The organism is Hoeflea sp. EC-HK425, assembly GCF_902498795.1.
Lineage (GTDB): Bacteria > Pseudomonadota > Alphaproteobacteria > Rhizobiales > Rhizobiaceae > Hoeflea > Hoeflea alexandrii.
Window position 1 is genome coordinate 4,607,418 of sequence record NZ_LR701572.1, and the last position, 16,311, is coordinate 4,623,728.

General features: G+C 61.9%; 18 protein-coding genes. 13 read left to right on the plus strand and 5 right to left on the minus strand.

Features of this window, described 5'->3' with window-relative positions; translation table 11 throughout:
* The first annotated feature begins 107 nt into the window (after positions 1 to 107).
* The 3 genes from SPHINGO391_RS24635 to SPHINGO391_RS24645 are packed head-to-tail and all read left to right on the plus strand — an operon-like array spanning position 108 to position 3,120.
* A complete protein-coding gene (locus tag SPHINGO391_RS24635; protein WP_244615355.1) occupies positions 108 to 707 on the plus strand; it encodes a shikimate kinase in 600 nt (199 codons plus the stop codon).
* Positions 704 to 1,828: a 3-dehydroquinate synthase gene (gene aroB, locus SPHINGO391_RS24640; RefSeq protein WP_152011327.1), complete on the plus strand. Its 1,125-nt coding sequence runs from the start codon at positions 704 to 706 to the stop codon at positions 1,826 to 1,828. The genes SPHINGO391_RS24635 and aroB overlap by 4 nt, the downstream gene beginning before the upstream one ends.
* Complete coding sequence (locus SPHINGO391_RS24645; protein ID WP_193217451.1) at positions 1,828 to 3,120, plus strand: HlyC/CorC family transporter; 1,293 nt, start codon at positions 1,828 to 1,830, stop codon at positions 3,118 to 3,120. Before aroB ends, SPHINGO391_RS24645 begins: the two co-directional genes overlap by 1 nt.
* Before the next feature lie 52 nt (positions 3,121 to 3,172).
* On the opposite strand, the gene SPHINGO391_RS24650 is transcribed toward SPHINGO391_RS24645, so the two are convergent.
* Positions 3,173 to 3,475 (minus strand): BolA family protein, encoded by a 303-nt coding sequence (locus tag SPHINGO391_RS24650; protein WP_152011329.1) that lies wholly within the window; start codon positions 3,473 to 3,475, stop codon positions 3,173 to 3,175.
* 138 nt (positions 3,476 to 3,613) lie between these two features.
* Between SPHINGO391_RS24650 and SPHINGO391_RS24655 the strand changes: the two genes are divergently transcribed.
* The 4 genes from SPHINGO391_RS24655 to SPHINGO391_RS24670 all read left to right on the plus strand — a co-directional run bounded on the left by SPHINGO391_RS24655 (position 3,614) and on the right by SPHINGO391_RS24670 (position 8,245).
* On the plus strand, positions 3,614 to 4,240 hold the full coding sequence (locus SPHINGO391_RS24655) for a J domain-containing protein (protein WP_152011330.1): 627 nt from the start codon (positions 3,614 to 3,616) through the stop codon (positions 4,238 to 4,240).
* Between the two features lie 74 nt (positions 4,241 to 4,314).
* The gene (cobS, locus tag SPHINGO391_RS24660) at positions 4,315 to 5,310 is read left to right on the plus strand and encodes a cobaltochelatase subunit CobS (RefSeq protein ID WP_152011331.1); all 996 of its coding nucleotides are present in this window, start codon (positions 4,315 to 4,317) and stop codon (positions 5,308 to 5,310) included.
* Positions 5,311 to 5,321: 11 nt separating this feature from the next.
* Complete coding sequence (gene cobT, locus SPHINGO391_RS24665; RefSeq protein ID WP_152011332.1) at positions 5,322 to 7,223, plus strand: cobaltochelatase subunit CobT; 1,902 nt, start codon at positions 5,322 to 5,324, stop codon at positions 7,221 to 7,223.
* A 26-nt stretch (positions 7,224 to 7,249) separates the two neighbouring features.
* Positions 7,250 to 8,245: an esterase-like activity of phytase family protein gene (locus tag SPHINGO391_RS24670; RefSeq protein ID WP_152011333.1), complete on the plus strand. Its 996-nt coding sequence runs from the start codon at positions 7,250 to 7,252 to the stop codon at positions 8,243 to 8,245.
* A 51-nt stretch (positions 8,246 to 8,296) separates the two neighbouring features.
* On the opposite strand, the gene SPHINGO391_RS24675 is transcribed toward SPHINGO391_RS24670, so the two are convergent.
* On the minus strand, positions 8,297 to 8,923 hold the full coding sequence (locus SPHINGO391_RS24675; RefSeq protein WP_152011334.1) for a queuosine precursor transporter: 627 nt from the start codon (positions 8,921 to 8,923) through the stop codon (positions 8,297 to 8,299).
* A gap of 85 nt (positions 8,924 to 9,008) precedes the next feature.
* On the minus strand, positions 9,009 to 9,305 hold the full coding sequence (gene rpmB / locus SPHINGO391_RS24680) for a 50S ribosomal protein L28 (protein WP_152011335.1): 297 nt from the start codon (positions 9,303 to 9,305) through the stop codon (positions 9,009 to 9,011).
* A gap of 271 nt (positions 9,306 to 9,576) precedes the next feature.
* Between rpmB and SPHINGO391_RS24685 the strand changes: the two genes are divergently transcribed.
* The 3 genes from SPHINGO391_RS24685 to SPHINGO391_RS24695 all read left to right on the plus strand — a co-directional run bounded on the left by SPHINGO391_RS24685 (position 9,577) and on the right by SPHINGO391_RS24695 (position 12,012).
* Entirely contained in the window at positions 9,577 to 10,356 is a 780-nt protein-coding gene (locus SPHINGO391_RS24685; protein WP_152011336.1) for a DUF3108 domain-containing protein, read from the plus strand.
* A gap of 118 nt (positions 10,357 to 10,474) precedes the next feature.
* The gene (locus tag SPHINGO391_RS24690) at positions 10,475 to 11,368 is read left to right on the plus strand and encodes a DMT family transporter (protein ID WP_152011337.1); all 894 of its coding nucleotides are present in this window, start codon (positions 10,475 to 10,477) and stop codon (positions 11,366 to 11,368) included.
* A complete protein-coding gene (locus tag SPHINGO391_RS24695; RefSeq protein ID WP_152011338.1) occupies positions 11,365 to 12,012 on the plus strand; it encodes a lysoplasmalogenase in 648 nt (215 codons plus the stop codon). Before SPHINGO391_RS24690 ends, SPHINGO391_RS24695 begins: the two co-directional genes overlap by 4 nt.
* Here SPHINGO391_RS24695 and SPHINGO391_RS24700 read toward each other — a convergent pair.
* Positions 11,990 to 12,460, minus strand: a complete 471-nt coding sequence (locus SPHINGO391_RS24700; RefSeq protein WP_152011339.1) for a cupin domain-containing protein — start codon at positions 12,458 to 12,460, stop codon at positions 11,990 to 11,992. The genes SPHINGO391_RS24695 and SPHINGO391_RS24700 overlap by 23 nt on opposite strands.
* A gap of 2 nt (positions 12,461 to 12,462) precedes the next feature.
* Complete coding sequence (gloB, locus tag SPHINGO391_RS24705; RefSeq protein ID WP_152011340.1) at positions 12,463 to 13,233, minus strand: hydroxyacylglutathione hydrolase; 771 nt, start codon at positions 13,231 to 13,233, stop codon at positions 12,463 to 12,465.
* Positions 13,234 to 13,423: 190 nt separating this feature from the next.
* On the opposite strand from gloB, the gene SPHINGO391_RS24710 reads away from it, so the two are divergent.
* The 3 genes from SPHINGO391_RS24710 (at position 13,424) to SPHINGO391_RS24720 (ending at position 16,311) form a co-directional block, all read left to right on the plus strand.
* Entirely contained in the window at positions 13,424 to 14,188 is a 765-nt protein-coding gene (locus tag SPHINGO391_RS24710) for a class I SAM-dependent methyltransferase (RefSeq protein ID WP_152011341.1), read from the plus strand.
* Positions 14,189 to 14,269: 81 nt separating this feature from the next.
* On the plus strand, positions 14,270 to 15,370 hold the full coding sequence (hisC, locus tag SPHINGO391_RS24715) for a histidinol-phosphate transaminase (protein ID WP_152011342.1): 1,101 nt from the start codon (positions 14,270 to 14,272) through the stop codon (positions 15,368 to 15,370).
* 5 nt (positions 15,371 to 15,375) lie between these two features.
* The gene (locus SPHINGO391_RS24720; RefSeq protein WP_152011343.1) at positions 15,376 to 16,311 is read left to right on the plus strand and encodes a prephenate/arogenate dehydrogenase family protein; all 936 of its coding nucleotides are present in this window, start codon (positions 15,376 to 15,378) and stop codon (positions 16,309 to 16,311) included.

The window sequence follows — 16,311 nt, forward strand, 5'->3', positions numbered from 1 at the left end:
GCGAGCGCGGCGTTTCAAGCTTGAACGACAAGTCCGGCTGTGCTTGACGCGCCGCCGGACTTGTCCAATAGAGGGCCATACCAATGGCCCGAGGGCGGGGGAGACAGTTGACGCAACCGCAGGCTATCGCGCCGGAACAGGATATCGAGAAGGCGCGGCGAGTGCTTGGCCACCGCAATCTGGTTTTCGTTGGCCTGATGGGCGCGGGCAAATCTGCCATCGGCAGGTTGGTGGCGCAGATGCTCGGAATTCCCTTTGTCGATTCCGACCACGAGATCGAGCGGGTGTCTCGGATGACGATCCCGGAACTGTTCGAGGCCTATGGCGAACCGGAGTTCAGGGCGCTTGAGGCGCGGGTTATCAAGCGGTTGTTGAAGACCGGACCGCGTGTTCTGTCGACCGGGGGTGGAGCTTTCATGAACGACACCACCCGCGCCATGGTTCTGGCCAACGGTCTTTCGGTCTGGCTGAAAGCCGATCTCGAAGTGCTGTGGACACGGGTTTCGAAGCGCGATTCACGTCCGCTGCTCAAGACTGCAAACCCGAAGCAGACACTGTCCGATCTGCTTGATCAGCGCTATCCGGTCTATGCCAAGGCCGATGTGACGGTTCAGTCCCGCGATGATGACAAGGACATAATTGCCGCTGAAACGGTCATGGCGCTGGCACGGCTGGACAGCAGGCAGGAAACGGTATCCGATCAATGACCCAGACCACCTCACATGAAACAGTGCGCGTCAATCTCGGTGAGCGCAGCTACGATATTGTCATTGGCCCCGGGCTGATCGCGCGGGCCGGTGCCGAGATCGCGGCGCGCAAACCCGGGATCCGGTGCGCCGTCATCACCGATCGCAATGTCGCCGCAGCTCATCTCGACAGCCTGATGGAAAGCCTTGCCACGGGCGGAATCGAGGCTGTGCCGCTGGTGCTGGAACCGGGTGAGAAAACCAAGCGGTTCGACGAGCTGGTGAAGGTTTGTGACCATGTGCTCGGAGCGCGGCTCGAGCGTGGCGATGCGGTAGTGGCGCTGGGTGGCGGTGTGATCGGCGACCTTTCCGGTTTTGCCGCGGGGATCGTCCGGCGCGGCATGAGTTTCATCCAGGTGCCGACCAGCCTGCTGGCACAGGTGGATTCCTCCGTTGGCGGCAAGACCGGGATCAATGCGTCGCATGGCAAGAACCTGATCGGGGTGTTTCACCAGCCGGATCTGGTGCTGGCCGACACGGATGTGCTGGATACCTTGCCGATCCGCGAGTTCAGGGCGGGCTATGCGGAGGTGGCGAAATACGGGCTGATCGACCGGCCGGAGTTTTTTGGCTGGCTGGAACAGAACTGGCGGGACGTGTTTGCGGGTGGTGCGGCACGGATCCGGGCGATCGCCACGGGTTGCCAGGCGAAGGCCGACGTGGTGGCGGCGGATGAACGGGAATCGGGTGCGCGGGCGCTGCTCAATCTTGGTCACACCTTCGGCCACGCGCTGGAAGCGGCGACGGATTACGACGGCCGGCGGCTGGTGCATGGCGAGGGTGTGGCGATCGGCATGGTGCTGGCGCACGAGTTTTCGGCGCGGATGAACCTGGCGAGCCCGGATGATGCCGCGAGAGTTCAGCGCCATTTGAGCGAGGTTGGCCTGCCAACCCACATGGCGGATATTGAAGGTGAGCTGCCGGCGACCGATATACTGATGAAACACATCGGGCAGGACAAGAAGGTCCGGCGCGGTGCATTGACCTTCATCCTGACGCGCGGAATCGGCGAGGCTTTCGTTGCCGACGATGTGCCGGCGGATGAAGTGTTTCGCTTCCTGGAGGAAAAACGGGGATCATGATCCTGGATAACATCGTTTCAACGCTGGCCGAGCATGGCCTGACCATCATGGCGATCCTCGCCCTGATTGCACTGTCGGGTTTCTTTTCCGGTTCGGAAACGGCGCTGACGGCAGCGTCGCGGGCACGCATGCACTCGCTGCAAACCAGTGGCGATGCACGTGCGGGCACGGTCAACACGCTGATCGAACGCAAGGACAGGCTGATCGGCGCGCTGCTGATCGGCAACAACCTCGTCAACATTCTGGCCTCGGCGCTGGCAACCAGCGTGCTGTTATCGATATTCGGCGATTCCGGTGTGGCGGTGGCCACGCTGACGATGACGCTGCTTCTGGTGATCTTCGCTGAAGTGCTGCCCAAGAGCTGGGCGATCTCGACACCAGACCGCTTTGCCATGTTCGTGGCGCCGGTGGTCAAGGCCTTCGTTGTCGTGGTCGGTCCGTTGTCGAGCTTCATCAACTGGATCGTGCGCAAGATCATGGCGGTGTTCGGCGTCACCTTCGCGTCGGAAACATCGATGCTGTCGGCGCATGAAGAGATCCGCGGCGCTGTCGACCTGCTGCATCGCGAGGGATCGGTCGTCAAGGCCGACCGTGACCGTCTGGGCGGCGTGCTCGATCTGGGCGAGCTGGAAGTCTCGGATGTGATGATTCACCGCACCTCGATGCGAATGCTCAATGCTGACGAGACGCCCGAGACCAATGTCCGCGCGGTGCTCGAAAGCCCCTATACGAGAATGCCGATCTGGCGGGGCTCGACCGACAACATCATCGGCATCGTGCATGCCAAGGACGTGTTGCGGGTGCTGGCCGACGCGCCAAGCGAAACGAACCGGCTGGACGTGGTCAAGATTGCCCAGAAGCCGTGGTTCGTGCCCGACACAACCAGCGTGCCCGACCAGCTCAACGCATTCCTGCGGCGCAAGGCCCATATTGCCATCGTCGTGGACGAGTATGGCGAAGTGGAAGGGCTGGTGACGCTCGAGGACATTCTCGAGGAAATCGTCGGAGATATCGCGGACGAGCATGACACCGAGGTGCAGGGCGTCCGCCAGGAGGCCGACGGCTCGATCGTGGTTGACGGCTCTGTGCCCATTCGCGATCTCAACCGGGCGCTTGACTGGTCATTGCCCGATGACGAGGCGACGACCGTGGCAGGCCTGGTGATTCACGAATCCCAGACAATCCCCGAGGAAAAGCAGGCCTTCACCTTCCACGGCAAGCGCTTCATCGTGATGAAACGGGATCGCAACCGGATCACCCGGTTGAGGATCCGTCCGATGGACAAGACTTAGAGCGGGGCTGATTTCAGTCTTTCGGTATTTGGCGCGGCCAAGACCCGCAATGCTACCAGCGGGTGGGTTCGCCCGGGGCTGAGGCCTCGACGGCCATGGCGTGCAATCCGCCGTCGAGTTCGTCCTTAAGCAAGGCGTTGACCGCCCGGTGGCGCTCGATGCGGCTCATGCCGGAAAACGCCTCGGAGACGATGCGGATCCGGAAATGGGTTTCGCCGGTTCCGTCAAATGCCTCGTGGTGATCGCTGCCGGAATGGTTATGACCGGCGTGGAGATGGCTTTCATTGATCACCTTGAGCCGTTCGGGCTGAAAACGGTCGGTCAGCGCGGTTTCTATGCGGCTCCGGCGAGACATGCGTTTGCTCCTGGGGTATCTTGTGCGGTCACAAATTTCGGTTGTCGCGATTTGCATGGTGGCATTCGACGTCGAGACGGGGTACGCAGCTTGAATCATCCCTGTCAATCCTTGTTCGCAAACCTGTAGAGCACCATAATCGTCGATATGAAACTGGATTCCAAATATTTTGACCGCATCAGGGTCCGCCGAAAGGGTGCTCGTCCGGCCGAGCCCACGACGCCTGAATGCCAGTGGGACGGATGCAGCAAGCCGGGTACGCACCGTGCCCCTGTGGGTCGTGATGCCGAAGGGCAGTACTTCATGTTCTGCGTTGATCACGCGCGCGAGTACAACAAGGGCTACAACTATTTCTCGGGGCTTTCGGACGGCGAGATCGCGCGCTACCAGAAGGAAGCACTGACCGGTCACCGGCCAACCTGGAAAATGGGTGTCGACCGGTCGGCGGCCAGCGGCCCGACCCAGTCGACCGCGAAATCGGGGTCGGCGGGCGCCCAGGCGCGGATGCGCGATCCACACGGTTTTTTCAACCAGACCCGTCCCAACAGGCCGGTTCGCGCGCGCAAGGTGAAGACGCTTGAATCAAAGGCGTTCGATACACTGGGCCTGACAGCGAATGCGACTTCGAGCGAGATCAAGACCCGCTACAAGGAACTGGTCAAGCAACACCATCCCGACGCCAATGGCGGCGACCGCGGTTCGGAAGACCGTTTTCGTGCCGTCATCCAGGCCTACCAATTGTTAAAGCAGTCTGGTTTCTGCTAAGCGAACAGTCTAAAGCAGGATCGGACAGGAGAGACGGCCCACGGGCTCTTTTTGAGCCAGGCCTTGGAGACATGATGAGCAAGATCGACCTCGATATCACCAACCTGCCGGACACAACCGTCAATGTGCGCGAAGTGTTTGGCATCGATTCGGACATCACCGTTCCGGCCTACAAGGAACGGGACGCCTATGTGCCCGACCTGGATCCGGATTACCTGTTCGATCGTGACACGACGCTCGCCATTCTGGCCGGGTTTGCCCACAACCGCCGCGTGATGGTGTCGGGCTACCACGGCACCGGCAAATCGACCCATATCGAGCAGGTTGCGGCGCGGCTGAACTGGCCTTGCGTGCGCGTCAACCTCGACAGCCATGTCAGCCGTATCGATCTGGTTGGCAAGGACGCGATCGTTGTTCGCGAGGGCATGCAGGTCACCGAATTCAAGGACGGCATCCTGCCATGGGCCTATCAGCACAATGTCGCGCTGGTGTTCGACGAGTATGACGCCGGCCGTCCTGACGTGATGTTCGTGATCCAGCGGGTGCTTGAATCCTCAGGCCGCCTGACTCTGCTCGACCAGAGCCGCGTCATCCGGCCGCACCCGGCGTTCCGCCTGTTTGCGACCGCCAACACGGTCGGCCTTGGCGATACAACTGGGCTCTACCATGGTACCCAGCAGATCAACCAGGCGCAGATGGACCGCTGGTCCATCGTCACCACGCTGAACTACCTGCCGCACGACCAGGAGGTCGATATCGTAGCCTCCAAGGTCAAGGGTTTCGCCAAGGGCGATGGCCGCGAAACGATTTCACGGATGGTCCGGGTTGCCGACATGACCCGTTCGTCGTTCATCAATGGCGATCTTTCAACCGTGATGAGCCCGCGTACAGTGATCACCTGGGCGGAAAACGCGGAAATCTTCGGCGATGTGGCGATGGCATTCCGCCTGACCTTCCTTAACAAATGCGACGAGCTGGAACGGGCGCTGGTGGCTGAACACTATCAACGGGCGTTTGGCGTCGAGTTGAAGGAAAGTGCTGCCAACATCGTTCTGAGCGCAACCGCCTGACGGGTAGAGCAATGGCCGGACGCGGCGACAATTCCCGAGCAAAGCCAAGTGGCACCATTGACGCCGAGCCGTTCCGGCGGGCGCTGACGGGTTGCGTGCGCGCCATTGCCGGCGATCACGAGCTCGAGGTTTCCTTCGGCACCGACCGGCCGGGAATTTCCGGGGAACGGGCGCGGCTGCCGGATCTGCCGAAACGGCCGTCGCGGAACGATTTCTCGGTGACCCGCGGGCTCGGCGATTCCATGGCGCTGCGCAAGGCCTGCCACGATGATTCCGTCCATGCCCGGATGGCGCCGCAGGGCCCGGATGCCCGCGCAGTCTACGATGCCGTCGAACAGGCCCGGGTCGAGGCCATCGGCGCACGGCGGATGACGGGAGTGGGCGACAATCTCACCTCGATGCTCGAGGACAAGTATCAGCGGGCGAATTACAGCGGCATTTCCAGCCGCGAGGATGCGCCGCTCGAGGAAGCACTGGCGCTGATGGTCCGCGAAAAGCTGACTGGCCGCAAACCGCCGGAGTCGGCGGGACAGGTGGTCGAGCTGTGGCGTGACTTCATCGAAGACAAAGCCGGCAGTGCGCTTGAGACGCTTGAAGGATCGGTCGAAGACCAGCAGGCCTTTGCCCGTGTTGTCCGCGAAATGCTCTCGGCCATGGAGATGGCTGAGGATTACGGCGACGACGACAGCGAGCAGGACGAGCAGGACGAGGTTTCCGACGAGGATCAACCGCGCAGCGAGGAGGACAACGACCAGTCCTCGCAGGAAGAGGCCGGCTCGGACGCTGCTCCGGCGGAGGAAAGCGAGACCTCCGACGAGCAGATGGATTCCGGCGAGATGGACGGCGCGGAAACCGGCGAAGACGATACCATCGACGACAGCGACGAGGATGCCGAAACTCCGGGCGAGACGCGCAAGTCGAGCGATCCCTTCGGCGAACTCAACGAGAAGATCGACTATCACGTCTTCACCACGGAGTTCGACGAGGAGATCTCTGCCGAGGAACTTTGCGACGAGGCGGAGCTCGACCGGCTGCGGGCGTTTCTCGACAAGCAGCTGGCGCATCTGCAGGGCGTTGTGGGACGGCTCGCCAACCGGCTTCAACGCCGGTTGATGGCGCAGCAGAACCGGGCCTGGGACTTCGATCTTGAGGAAGGCTATCTCGACAGCGCCCGGCTGACCCGGATGATCATTGATCCGATGCAGCCGCTGTCATTCAAGATGGAGCGCGACACCAATTTCCGCGACACGGTGGTGACGCTGCTGATCGACAATTCCGGCTCGATGCGCGGCCGGCCGATCACCGTTGCTGCAACCTGCGCCGACATCCTGGCGCGCACACTCGAGCGGTGCGGTGTCAAGGTGGAGCTGCTCGGCTTTACCACCAAGGCCTGGAAGGGCGGTCAGAGTCGCGAGAAGTGGTTGAGCGGCGGCAAGCCGGCGACACCGGGCCGGCTCAACGATCTGCGACACATCGTCTACAAGTCCGCGGATGCGCCATGGCGCCGGGCGCGGCGCAATCTGGGCCTGATGATGCGCGAAGGGCTGCTCAAGGAAAACATCGACGGTGAAGCGCTGATATGGGCCCATTCACGGCTGGCCCGGCGGCCCGAGCAGCGCAAGATCCTGATGATGATCTCCGACGGTGCGCCGGTCGACGATTCGACGCTGTCGGTCAATCCTGGCAATTATCTTGAGCGGCACCTGCGCGCGGTGATCGAGGAGATCGAGACCCGGTCCGCAGTGGAACTGCTTGCCATCGGCATCGGGCACGATGTCACCCGCTATTACCGGCGCGCTGTGACGATTGTCGATGCGGAGGAGCTGGCCGGCGCGATGACCGAGCAGCTGGCGGCGCTGTTTGCCGACGAAGCGGGCGGATCGCAATCCCGACGCGGGCGCAAGCGGGCGTGATCCGTCTGCGAAACAGGTCGCGGCTGATGCTGGTCGCAAGCGTGCTTGCCGCGTTGACAATCTCGACGGCTCTGCCGTCCGCCGCGCAAGACCAGACCCTTCCGATAAACTCGCGTTTGATTTCCAATTTCAAGGTTGGTTCGGACCAGACCCGGTTCGGAGCCTTCGAGTTCATCGGCGGGCTTGAGCTGAGTTCTCCGAGTTCGATGCTTGGCGCGATGTCGGCGATCCGGTTGTCGGCTGACCGGCAGCGTTTTCTGGGCGTCATGGACACCGGCTTTTGGTATGCCGGGCGCTTCGAGCGGGGGCCGAATGGTGAATTGACCGGGATTGCGGATTTCTCGGTCGCTTCGATGCTGGATGCCGACGGCGAGTCTTCGGAAGAGAAGTGGCGCGTCGATGCCGAAGGCCTGGCGGTGCGCGGTGACGAGGTGCTGGTCAGCTTCGAACGGCGGAGCCGGGTCGATGTCTATCCAGCTGATGCGCCAGGCAGGTCCAGGCCTACCGGGACGGTGCCCCTGCAGATCCCGTTGAGGGAACTCCGCAACAATCGTGGCCTGGAGGCCATCATGGTGGCGCCGGCAACCTCGCCGCTGGCGGGAGAGGTGGTTGTCGTCTCCGAGAGAAGTCTCGATGCCAATGGCGATATCTATGCCGCTGTGCTGACCGGGCCGAAGAAGGGCGTGTTCTTCGTCAAGCGGCACCCGCCCTACGATGTGACGGACGGCGACTTCCTGCCCAATGGCGACCTCTTGCTGCTGGAACGGCGGTTCTCGATCGCCGGAGGCATCGGCATGCGCATCCGCAGGATTGACGCCAGCCGGCTTGGGGCGGGAAACCTGGTTGACGGGCCGGTCGTTCTGGAAGCGGATTTCGGCGACCAGATCGACAACATGGAAGGCCTGGATGTTAGCGAGGACGAGGATGGAGGTGTGTTCGTTACCCTTGTCTCGGATGACAATCATTCCATCCTGCAGCGGAACCTGGTTCTTGAATTCCGCTATGTCGGGGACGACGGCTAGCCGCCAGGGTATGGCGCCCCAGCCTGAGGCGCCAAGCCGGCCTGCTGCCTGTCAGGCACGGCCCTGTGGGGCCAGCACCGGCATCAGCATGCCGTAGGGCAGCAGCATCGACAGTCCGACGATCAGCTTGACGGCGAGGTCACCCAGTGCCCACGAGATCCAGCGCGGCGCTTCCATGGCAAACAGACCCAGCAGCGGAGCCGCTTCACTGGCGAACGCGTCGCCGGCGCCGATGATGTTGGCTGTCTGCGAGAAAGCGAGACCGAAGAAGACAAGCGTGTCGAGGCTGGAGCCGATGACTGTCGAGACCAGCGGAGGCAGCCACCAGACCCGGTTGCGCAGACGGTCGAAAACCGAAACGTCGAGAAGCTGCGCCACCAGGAAAGCCGATCCCGAGGCGATGGCGATGCGCGGCGTCGCAAGCCAGATCGACAGGGCGACGGCGATGACGAAGCCGCAGAATACCACGAGACGCGCCGTGGCCGGGCCGAAGCGGCGATTGGCAAGGTCGGTGATCAGGAACGCGACCGGATAGGTGAAGGCACCCCAGGTCAGAAGATCGGCGAGATTGAGAGCACCGATGCTGTAGTCGACCGGGAACTGAACCAGGAAGTTCGATGCCACGACGATGGCGGCCATGAAGGCCATGAACGGCAAGACAGAAGGGATCATTCGCATTTTTTTATCCTGGGTTGATGCCACCAGTGGAAAAAACGAAGGCGGGCCAGAAGCCCGCCATCACGCTGTAAGGCTACGTCTTGATTCAGGCTGCAGCTTTTTCTTCGAGCTTCTTGGCGATCTGGCGCTTGAGCAGGCGTGCGCGCATCGAAAGCTCGGCGTCCTTGGCCTTAGCCAGGAATGCGTCGAGGCCACCGCGATGCTCCACAGTGCGCAGGGCGTTGGCGGAAATGCGCAGACGGTAGCGCTGGCCGAGAGCATCGGAGATCAGCGTAACATTGCACAGGTTCGGCAGAAACCGGCGACGGGTCCGGTTGTTGGCGTGGCTGACATTGTTACCGGACTGTACAGCCTTGCCGGTCAATTCACAGCTGCGTGACATTTTGCACCTATTATCTCTTCGCCAGCGGACGGGCCGAGCCAGAAACAAGGCTCACCCAAAGGACCGCAGGCCTTTATCGGAAGTCGCGTGTCTATAGTCAGACCAGCAAGCCGCGTCAAGCCGCCAATGACCGGAAACCGGTATTCATGGCCCACAGACCCCGCCAAAGGTGTTTTTTCCTTTGCACAGAAGAAATGATACCCTGTTCAGTCTGGGTTCAGGGTGAGGAATCGATAAACGTCGGACATGAGATGAAGGGAAAGGAAACCCCATGGCACGTGTTAAGATGTTTCTGTCGGGTCTGGTGCTGGCTGCTGCGATGGCCGGGCCACAGCATGCAATGGCCGAACCGGTTCAAGTTCGTACGGATTACAAGGTCTCACTGGTCGGCTTTCCGGTCGCCTCCGCCAACTTCATAACCCAGGTGGATGGTACTTCCTACAGAATAACGGGCGACCTTCGCTCTTCAGCCTTTTCGGATCTTTTTTCGAAGGTCCGCGGCAACGCCAACGTCTCGGGCAAGGTGACCGGCGACAAGCTGGAAGCCTCGAAATTTCTCGTAGACTACACCAGCGACAAGAAAAAACACCGTACCGAGATCACCTTCAGGAATGGCGACGTTCACTCGACGGTCAATGAGCCCGAGCCGAAAGACAGAGGGTCCGACTGGGTGCCGCTTCTGGAAGGCGATCTGCGCAAGGTTCTGGATCCGCTCTCTGGCCTCGTCTTTCCGGCCGGTTCGGCGGTGTGTCCGCGCAGCTTGCCCATTTTTGACGGCGAAGCCAGGGCGACATTGCATCTGACACCAAAGAGCATACGCCCGTTCAGTACAAGGGGGTTCAAGGGTGACGCCATTGTCTGCTCGGTGCGGTTTGAACCCAATTCCGGCTACCGCAAGAACTCGTCAGGGATTCGATACCTGCGAGAACTCAAGGGCGCGGAAGTCTGGTTCGCCAAGAACGATGCGGTCGGCCTTTATGCGCCGGTTTACGCCAAGGTGCCGACGAAGATCGGCAAGGTCATTGTTGCAGCCACGAAATTTGGCGGCTAGTACACCTTGCACCGGACATGATGTGCATGCGCAAGGCGGATCGCTTGATTGGCCTTGCGCGGGACGCTGATAAGGGGTTCGGGACCGATACGGCAGGCAGAAGCGGGACAATCATACAGTGCAGAATCTTCCCACGCTGGTTGGTTTTTCCGCGATCCTGATGTGGTCGGCGCTCGCATTGCTGACCGCTGCCTCAGGCACGATGCCGCCTTTCCAGCTTTCGGCCATCTGCTTTCTGGTCGGCTCGATGATCGGGCTAGGTGCCATGCTCAGGGATCCGAGACGGTTTTCGGCTTTCCGGCAACCGGCGAAGGTCTGGGCGCTCGGCCTGTTCGGCCTGTTCGGCTATCATTTTCTCTATTTTACCGCGCTGAGAAATGCCCCGGCCGTGGAGGCGGGCCTGATTGCCTATCTCTGGCCGCTGCTGATCGTTGTCGGGTCGGCGCTGCTGCCGGGTGAACGGTTGGGCTGGCACCATGTGGTGGGGGCATTGATGGGGCTGGCGGGAACCGCGCTGATCCTGGTCAGGGGCGCAGAAGGCGGTTTCGGCGGGGGCAGCCTGATCGGTTACGTGGCCGCGGGTCTTTGCGCCCTGACCTGGTCGGGCTACTCGCTGATGTCACGGCGGTTCGGCGCGACTCCGACCGACGTCATCGCCGGTTTCTGCATCATTTCCGCGGTTTTGTCGCTGGTTTGTCATCTGTTTCTCGAGACCACGGTCTGGCCGGAGACAATGAGCCAATGGCTGGCGGTTATCGGGTTGGGCCTCGGACCGGTCGGACTGGCGTTCTACGCATGGGACTACGGCGTCAAGAAGGGTGATATCCAGGTGCTGGGCGTGGGCAGCTACACCGCACCGCTGCTGTCAACGCTGATCCTGATCCTGTTCGGGCATGGCAAGGCGAGCATTGGTATAGCGGTGGCGTGCCTGCTGATCACCGGAGGAGCCTTTCTGGCGGCAAAGGACCTTCTGCGCGGACGGAAACCGATGAAGGGCAAGCTGTCGGCATGAACGGATTGTCTGAAATCATTTCGGGAAGCGGCGCGCTTTTCCTGGTCTTTTCGGCGGCGGGCTTCGCAGTCTATCTGCTGCTGCTCAACAAGGCCCCGGCGCTCGGGCGCACCGTCGCCAAGACAATGGCCGTGGGAGCGCTGTCCGGCCTGGCATTTCATGCCGGTGGTCCGGCACTGCTGATCGTGGCATTGGCCCTGTCGGCGCTTGGCGATGCCTTCCTTGCGCATGAGGGTGAAGTGGCCTTCCTGGGCGGTCTGGGAAGCTTTCTGGCCGCGCACATCGCATATGCGGTGCTGTTCATCGTTTCCGGACCGGGCTTTGCCGATGCGTCCGTGCCCGGCCTGTTGGCAATGGTAGTCTTTGGCGTCGGCATGGGAACGCTGATGGTTCGCAAGGCGGGCGCCCTTGCCTTGCCGGTGGCCGCCTATGTGCTGGCGATAAGCGTAATGGGACTTGGCGGCTTGACACTTGGCGGACTGGTGCTGCTGGGGGCGGTGCTGTTCATGGCGTCGGACGCTATTCTTGGATCGGAAAAATTCCTGATGGCCGATACCAGTTTGTTGCGGCGGTTCACCAGCCCGGCGGTCTGGGTGCTCTACTATGCAGGGCAGCTTTTGATCACGCTCGGCCTTTTGGGCTGAGCGGCGCGCCGTCGAAAGGCGAGGGCCGCCAGTCGGGTGGCGCCATCTCGAAGCTCGAGAACTCAAACCCCGGGGCCACGGTGCAGCCGACCAGGGTCCAGGCGCCAAGCGAGGCGGCGGATTGCCAGCAATTGGCCGGCACGACGATCTGCGGCCGCTCGCCGGAAGCCAGGTTCATGCCGAGCCGGTGGGATTGGGCGTTGCATCCATCCGAAGAGAGGGTGAGGGCGAGCGGTCCGCCGCCATACCAGTGCCAGATCTCCACCGCGTCGGTTACGCGATGCCAGTGCGAACAGTCGCCGCCTTCAAGCAGGTAGTAGATGGCCGTCGAATGGCCGCGCTCGCCGCCGGCGCTGTCCCGGAACGTCTCGCGATACCAACCCCCCTCCGGGTGCTCCCGCATGTCGAGAAGAGAGATGATTTCGCGGGCCGACAGTGAAGGGTCCATGATCAGAAACTGTCCTTGCGCCGGCGCAGTTCGGAAAAGACCTCGACATCACTGGCGCTTTCCATGCCGAGCTGTTTGCGGATTGCAGGATCGCCGGTACGCATGAACGGATTGGTGCGCTTTTCGAACCCGATCGTGGTCGGAAGCGTCGGCAGCCTTTTCGACCGGAGTTCGTCGATCTCCTTGCTGCGCTTGGCAAGGGTTTGGTTGTCAGGATCGACCGAAACGGCAAAGCGCGCATTCGACTGGGTGTATTCATGACCGCAATAGACGCGGGTTTCGTCGGGAAGCTCGGCAAGCCGGGCAAGCGAGCCGTACATGTCTTCGGGTGAGCCTTCAAACAGACGGCCGCATCCGAGTGCAAACAGCGTGTCGCCGGCAAACAGCAGCGATTCATCCGGAATGTAAAAGCAGATATGGCCGGCGGTATGGCCAGGTGTAGAAATCACCTTGACGGTTCTGCCGGCGAATTCGAACGAGTCTCCATCGCCAACCGTCTGGGTGAGCCCGGAAATCTTTCCCGCCTCCGCCTCGGGCCCGATGACCTTGGGCGAATAGGATTCAACAAGGGCCGGGATGCCCTCGACATGATCGGGGTGGTGGTGAGTGATGAGGAGGTGGCTGAGTTTCCAGCCTCCGTCGCCGAGGCGATCCGTGATCCTTGACGCGTCCGGTGCATCAATGCTTGCGGTCTCCCCCGTGAGCGGATCATGCAGGATGACACCGAAATTGTCCTGCCTGCAGGTAAATTGCTCGATCAAGAGGCTGGTCATGGGTTTTCCTAGTGCATGTGTTGAATCAGCCATGGGAGCATAACCGGCGGCATCGGCTTCGTCACCCGGCAGACAGGCATTTGACCTTGATCGCTGCCAAACTTCTTCCGAAGAGTGTTTCGAGCATGTCCGGTGCCGATCCCATCTCCAGGCACTTGCCCGCAATGCGTTTCTGCCCCAGTTTAGGTTCATGCACGCAGATATCGTCGATCTGAGACAGTTCTATCACTCCCGGCTCGGCATGGTTGCCGAACATTCGGTGGCCATGGCGCTTTCATCGATCTGGGCCAACATGCCGGGAGAGCGGTTGATGGGCCTGGGCTATGCGGCGCCTTACCTGGACCGGTTCCGGCCCGATGCGGAACGCACCTTCGCCTTCATGCCGGCAGGCCAGGGTGCCGTGAACTGGCCTGCGGGCGGCCCCTCGGCGACGGTGCTTGTGTTCGATGAAGAGCTGCCATTGCCCGATGCCTCGATGGACCGCGTGCTGATGGTGCATTCACTCGAGTTCGCCGAAAACCCGCGCGAAACACTGAAGGAGCTGTGGCGGGTGCTGGCGCCCGGCGGTCGGCTGGTAATCGTGGCGCCCAACCGGCGCGGCATGTGGGCAAGGTTCGAGCATACGCCATTTGGCGCCGGACGGCCGTATTCGCGCGGACAGCTTGTCACCATTCTGCGCGAAAGCAATTTCACGCCCGGGGCCTTCGCCGAGGCGCTGTTCTTTCCGCCCTCGCGGCGGGGCGTGATTCTGCGCATGCAGCGGGTTTTCGAGCGCCTTGGCCGGAAACTGTGGCCGGTGTTCTCCGGAGTGATCATCGTCGAGGCACAGAAACGGCTCTACCAGGGGCTGCCCGTGGCGGCGCGCGCCTCGCGCCGTGTGTTCGTTCCGGTACTTTCTCCGCAAACCTCGCGTACCTCGCACCGACAGGCCAAGCTGCCCAAGTCTCAGGTCTGAGCGACACTCTCGACAAGACCGCTGCAAGAGGCTATTTCCGCCGTCTCGGCCTTGGTTTTCAGCTTGCAAGGAAGCTTCTTTATGAACAGCACCGACATGCCCCGCCCGAAACCGGGTGTTATGGATATCGCGGCCTATGTGCCGGGGCGCGAGACCGCGCATGGCGCCGCCAAGGTTTACAAGCTGTCTTCCAATGAATCGCCGCTGGGGCCGAGCCCCAAGGTTGCCGAGGCCTTGGCAGCCAGGAATGCGAACCTGGCGCTGTATCCGGACGGCTCGGCACATCTGCTGCGCGATGCGATCAGCCGTGCCTACGGTCTCAATCCTGGCAACATCATGTGCGGCAACGGCTCGGACGAACTGCTCGGGCTGTTGTGCCAGACCTACCTGGCGCCGGGTGACGAGGGTGTTTTCACCCAGCATGGTTTCCTGGTCTACAAGATCCAGATCATGGCAGCCGGCGCGGTGCCTGTGTCGGTTCCCGACACCGATGACCTGACAGCCAATGTCGACAATATCCTCGGCGCGGTGACCGAACGGACCAAGCTCGTCTTTCTCGCCAACCCGAACAATCCCACCGGCACCTATCTTCCGGTCAGCGAAGTCCGGCGCCTGCATGCCGGACTGCCCGGTCACGTGATCCTGGTGCTCGATGCGGCCTATGCCGAATATGTGCGGCGCAACGACTACGAGGCGGGCGTCGAGCTGGTTTCGGCGAACGCCAATGTGGTGATGACCCGGACGTTCTCGAAAATCCACGGTCTTGCCGGTTTGCGGATTGGCTGGATGTATGCGCATGAAGCGATCATCGATGCCTGCAACCGCGTGCGCGGGCCGTTCAATGTCAACGCCCTGGCAATCACCGCCGGCGCGGCGGCAATCGGTGACCGGGCGCATATCGACCGGGCCGTCGAGCACAATGAAATCTGGCTCGGCCGCGTTGTCGAGGCAGTCGAGGCGATGGGGCTGTCGGTGACACCTTCGGTCGGCAATTTCGTGCTGATTCACTTCCCCGACACCCCGGGCAAGACCGCGGCGGATGCGGACGAGTATCTGGGTGCGCGCGGCTATGTGCTGCGGCGCGTGGCGGGCTATGGCCTGCCGGACGCGCTGAGAATGACAATCGGAAGTGAGGAAGCCAATCTCGGTGTGATCGACGCGCTGAAGAGCTTTATGGCCTGAGTGACATGACCAAACCGCTGTTCGAGACTGTCGCCCTGATCGGCATCGGGCTTATCGGCTCGTCGCTGGCGCGGGTGATCCGCGCCAAGGGGCTCGCCGGCGAGGTCGCCATCGCCACACGAAGTGCCGAGACGCTTGAAGCGGCGCGTGCGCTCGGTCTGGGTGACAGCTACTTCGGCTCCAATGCAGAAGCTGTCGCCAAGGCCGATCTGGTGATCGTCTCGGTTCCAGTGGGTGCATCGGAAGCGGTGGCTCGGGAGATCGGGCCACATCTGAAGCCAGGCGCAATCGTCACCGACGTCGGCTCGACCAAGGCGTCGGTCGTCCGGCAGATGCAGCCGCACATTCCGGACACGGCCCATTTCGTGCCCGGCCACCCGATCGCCGGTACCGAGCAAAGCGGCCCGCAGGCGGGTTTCGCCGAGTTGTTCGAAGGACGCTGGTGCATTCTGACGCCGCCGGCGGGCACCGATGCCGGGGCAATCGCAAGACTGGCAGAGTTCTGGGAAGCATGCGGCTCGACGGTCGAGGAGATGGATCCGGATCATCATGACCTTGTGCTGGCGATCGTGTCGCACCTTCCGCATATCATTGCCTACAACATCGTCGGAACCGCGGACGATCTGGAAGCGGTGACCAAGTCCGAGGTGATCAAGTACTCGGCCTCCGGCTTCCGCGACTTTACCCGCCTGGCCGCATCCGATCCGGTGATGTGGCGCGATGTGTGCCTGCACAACAAGGATGCAATCCTTGAAATGCTGGCTCGATTTTCCGAGGATCTGTCTTCGCTGCAGCGGGCAATCCGGTGGGGGGACGGCGACAAGCTGTTTGAGCTGTTTACACGAACCCGCGGCATCCGCCGTTCGATCGTCGAGGCCGGGCAGGACACGGATGCGCCCAACTTCGGCCGCAACGCTCCCAAGACCGACGCCGCGGAATAG

Excerpts from the sequence above, each read along its gene's own strand:
- aroB (WP_152011327.1), top strand. The coding sequence starts at position 704 with ATGACCCAGACCACCTCACATGAAACAGTGCGCGTCAATCTCGGTGAG.
- SPHINGO391_RS24650 (WP_152011329.1), bottom strand. The coding sequence starts at position 3,475 with ATGTCTCGCCGGAGCCGCATAGAAACCGCGCTGACCGACCGTTTTCAG.
- cobS (WP_152011331.1), top strand. The coding sequence starts at position 4,315 with ATGAGCAAGATCGACCTCGATATCACCAACCTGCCGGACACAACCGTC.
- cobT (WP_152011332.1), top strand. The coding sequence starts at position 5,322 with ATGGCCGGACGCGGCGACAATTCCCGAGCAAAGCCAAGTGGCACCATT.
- SPHINGO391_RS24670 (WP_152011333.1), top strand. The coding sequence starts at position 7,250 with ATGCTGGTCGCAAGCGTGCTTGCCGCGTTGACAATCTCGACGGCTCTG.
- SPHINGO391_RS24675 (WP_152011334.1), bottom strand. The coding sequence starts at position 8,923 with ATGCGAATGATCCCTTCTGTCTTGCCGTTCATGGCCTTCATGGCCGCC.
- rpmB (WP_152011335.1), bottom strand. The coding sequence starts at position 9,305 with ATGTCACGCAGCTGTGAATTGACCGGCAAGGCTGTACAGTCCGGTAAC.
- SPHINGO391_RS24685 (WP_152011336.1), top strand. The coding sequence starts at position 9,577 with ATGGCACGTGTTAAGATGTTTCTGTCGGGTCTGGTGCTGGCTGCTGCG.
- SPHINGO391_RS24695 (WP_152011338.1), top strand. The coding sequence starts at position 11,365 with ATGAACGGATTGTCTGAAATCATTTCGGGAAGCGGCGCGCTTTTCCTG.
- SPHINGO391_RS24700 (WP_152011339.1), bottom strand. The coding sequence starts at position 12,460 with ATGGACCCTTCACTGTCGGCCCGCGAAATCATCTCTCTTCTCGACATG.
- gloB (WP_152011340.1), bottom strand. The coding sequence starts at position 13,233 with ATGACCAGCCTCTTGATCGAGCAATTTACCTGCAGGCAGGACAATTTC.
- SPHINGO391_RS24710 (WP_152011341.1), top strand. The coding sequence starts at position 13,424 with ATGCACGCAGATATCGTCGATCTGAGACAGTTCTATCACTCCCGGCTC.
- hisC (WP_152011342.1), top strand. The coding sequence starts at position 14,270 with ATGAACAGCACCGACATGCCCCGCCCGAAACCGGGTGTTATGGATATC.
- SPHINGO391_RS24720 (WP_152011343.1), top strand. The coding sequence starts at position 15,376 with ATGACCAAACCGCTGTTCGAGACTGTCGCCCTGATCGGCATCGGGCTT.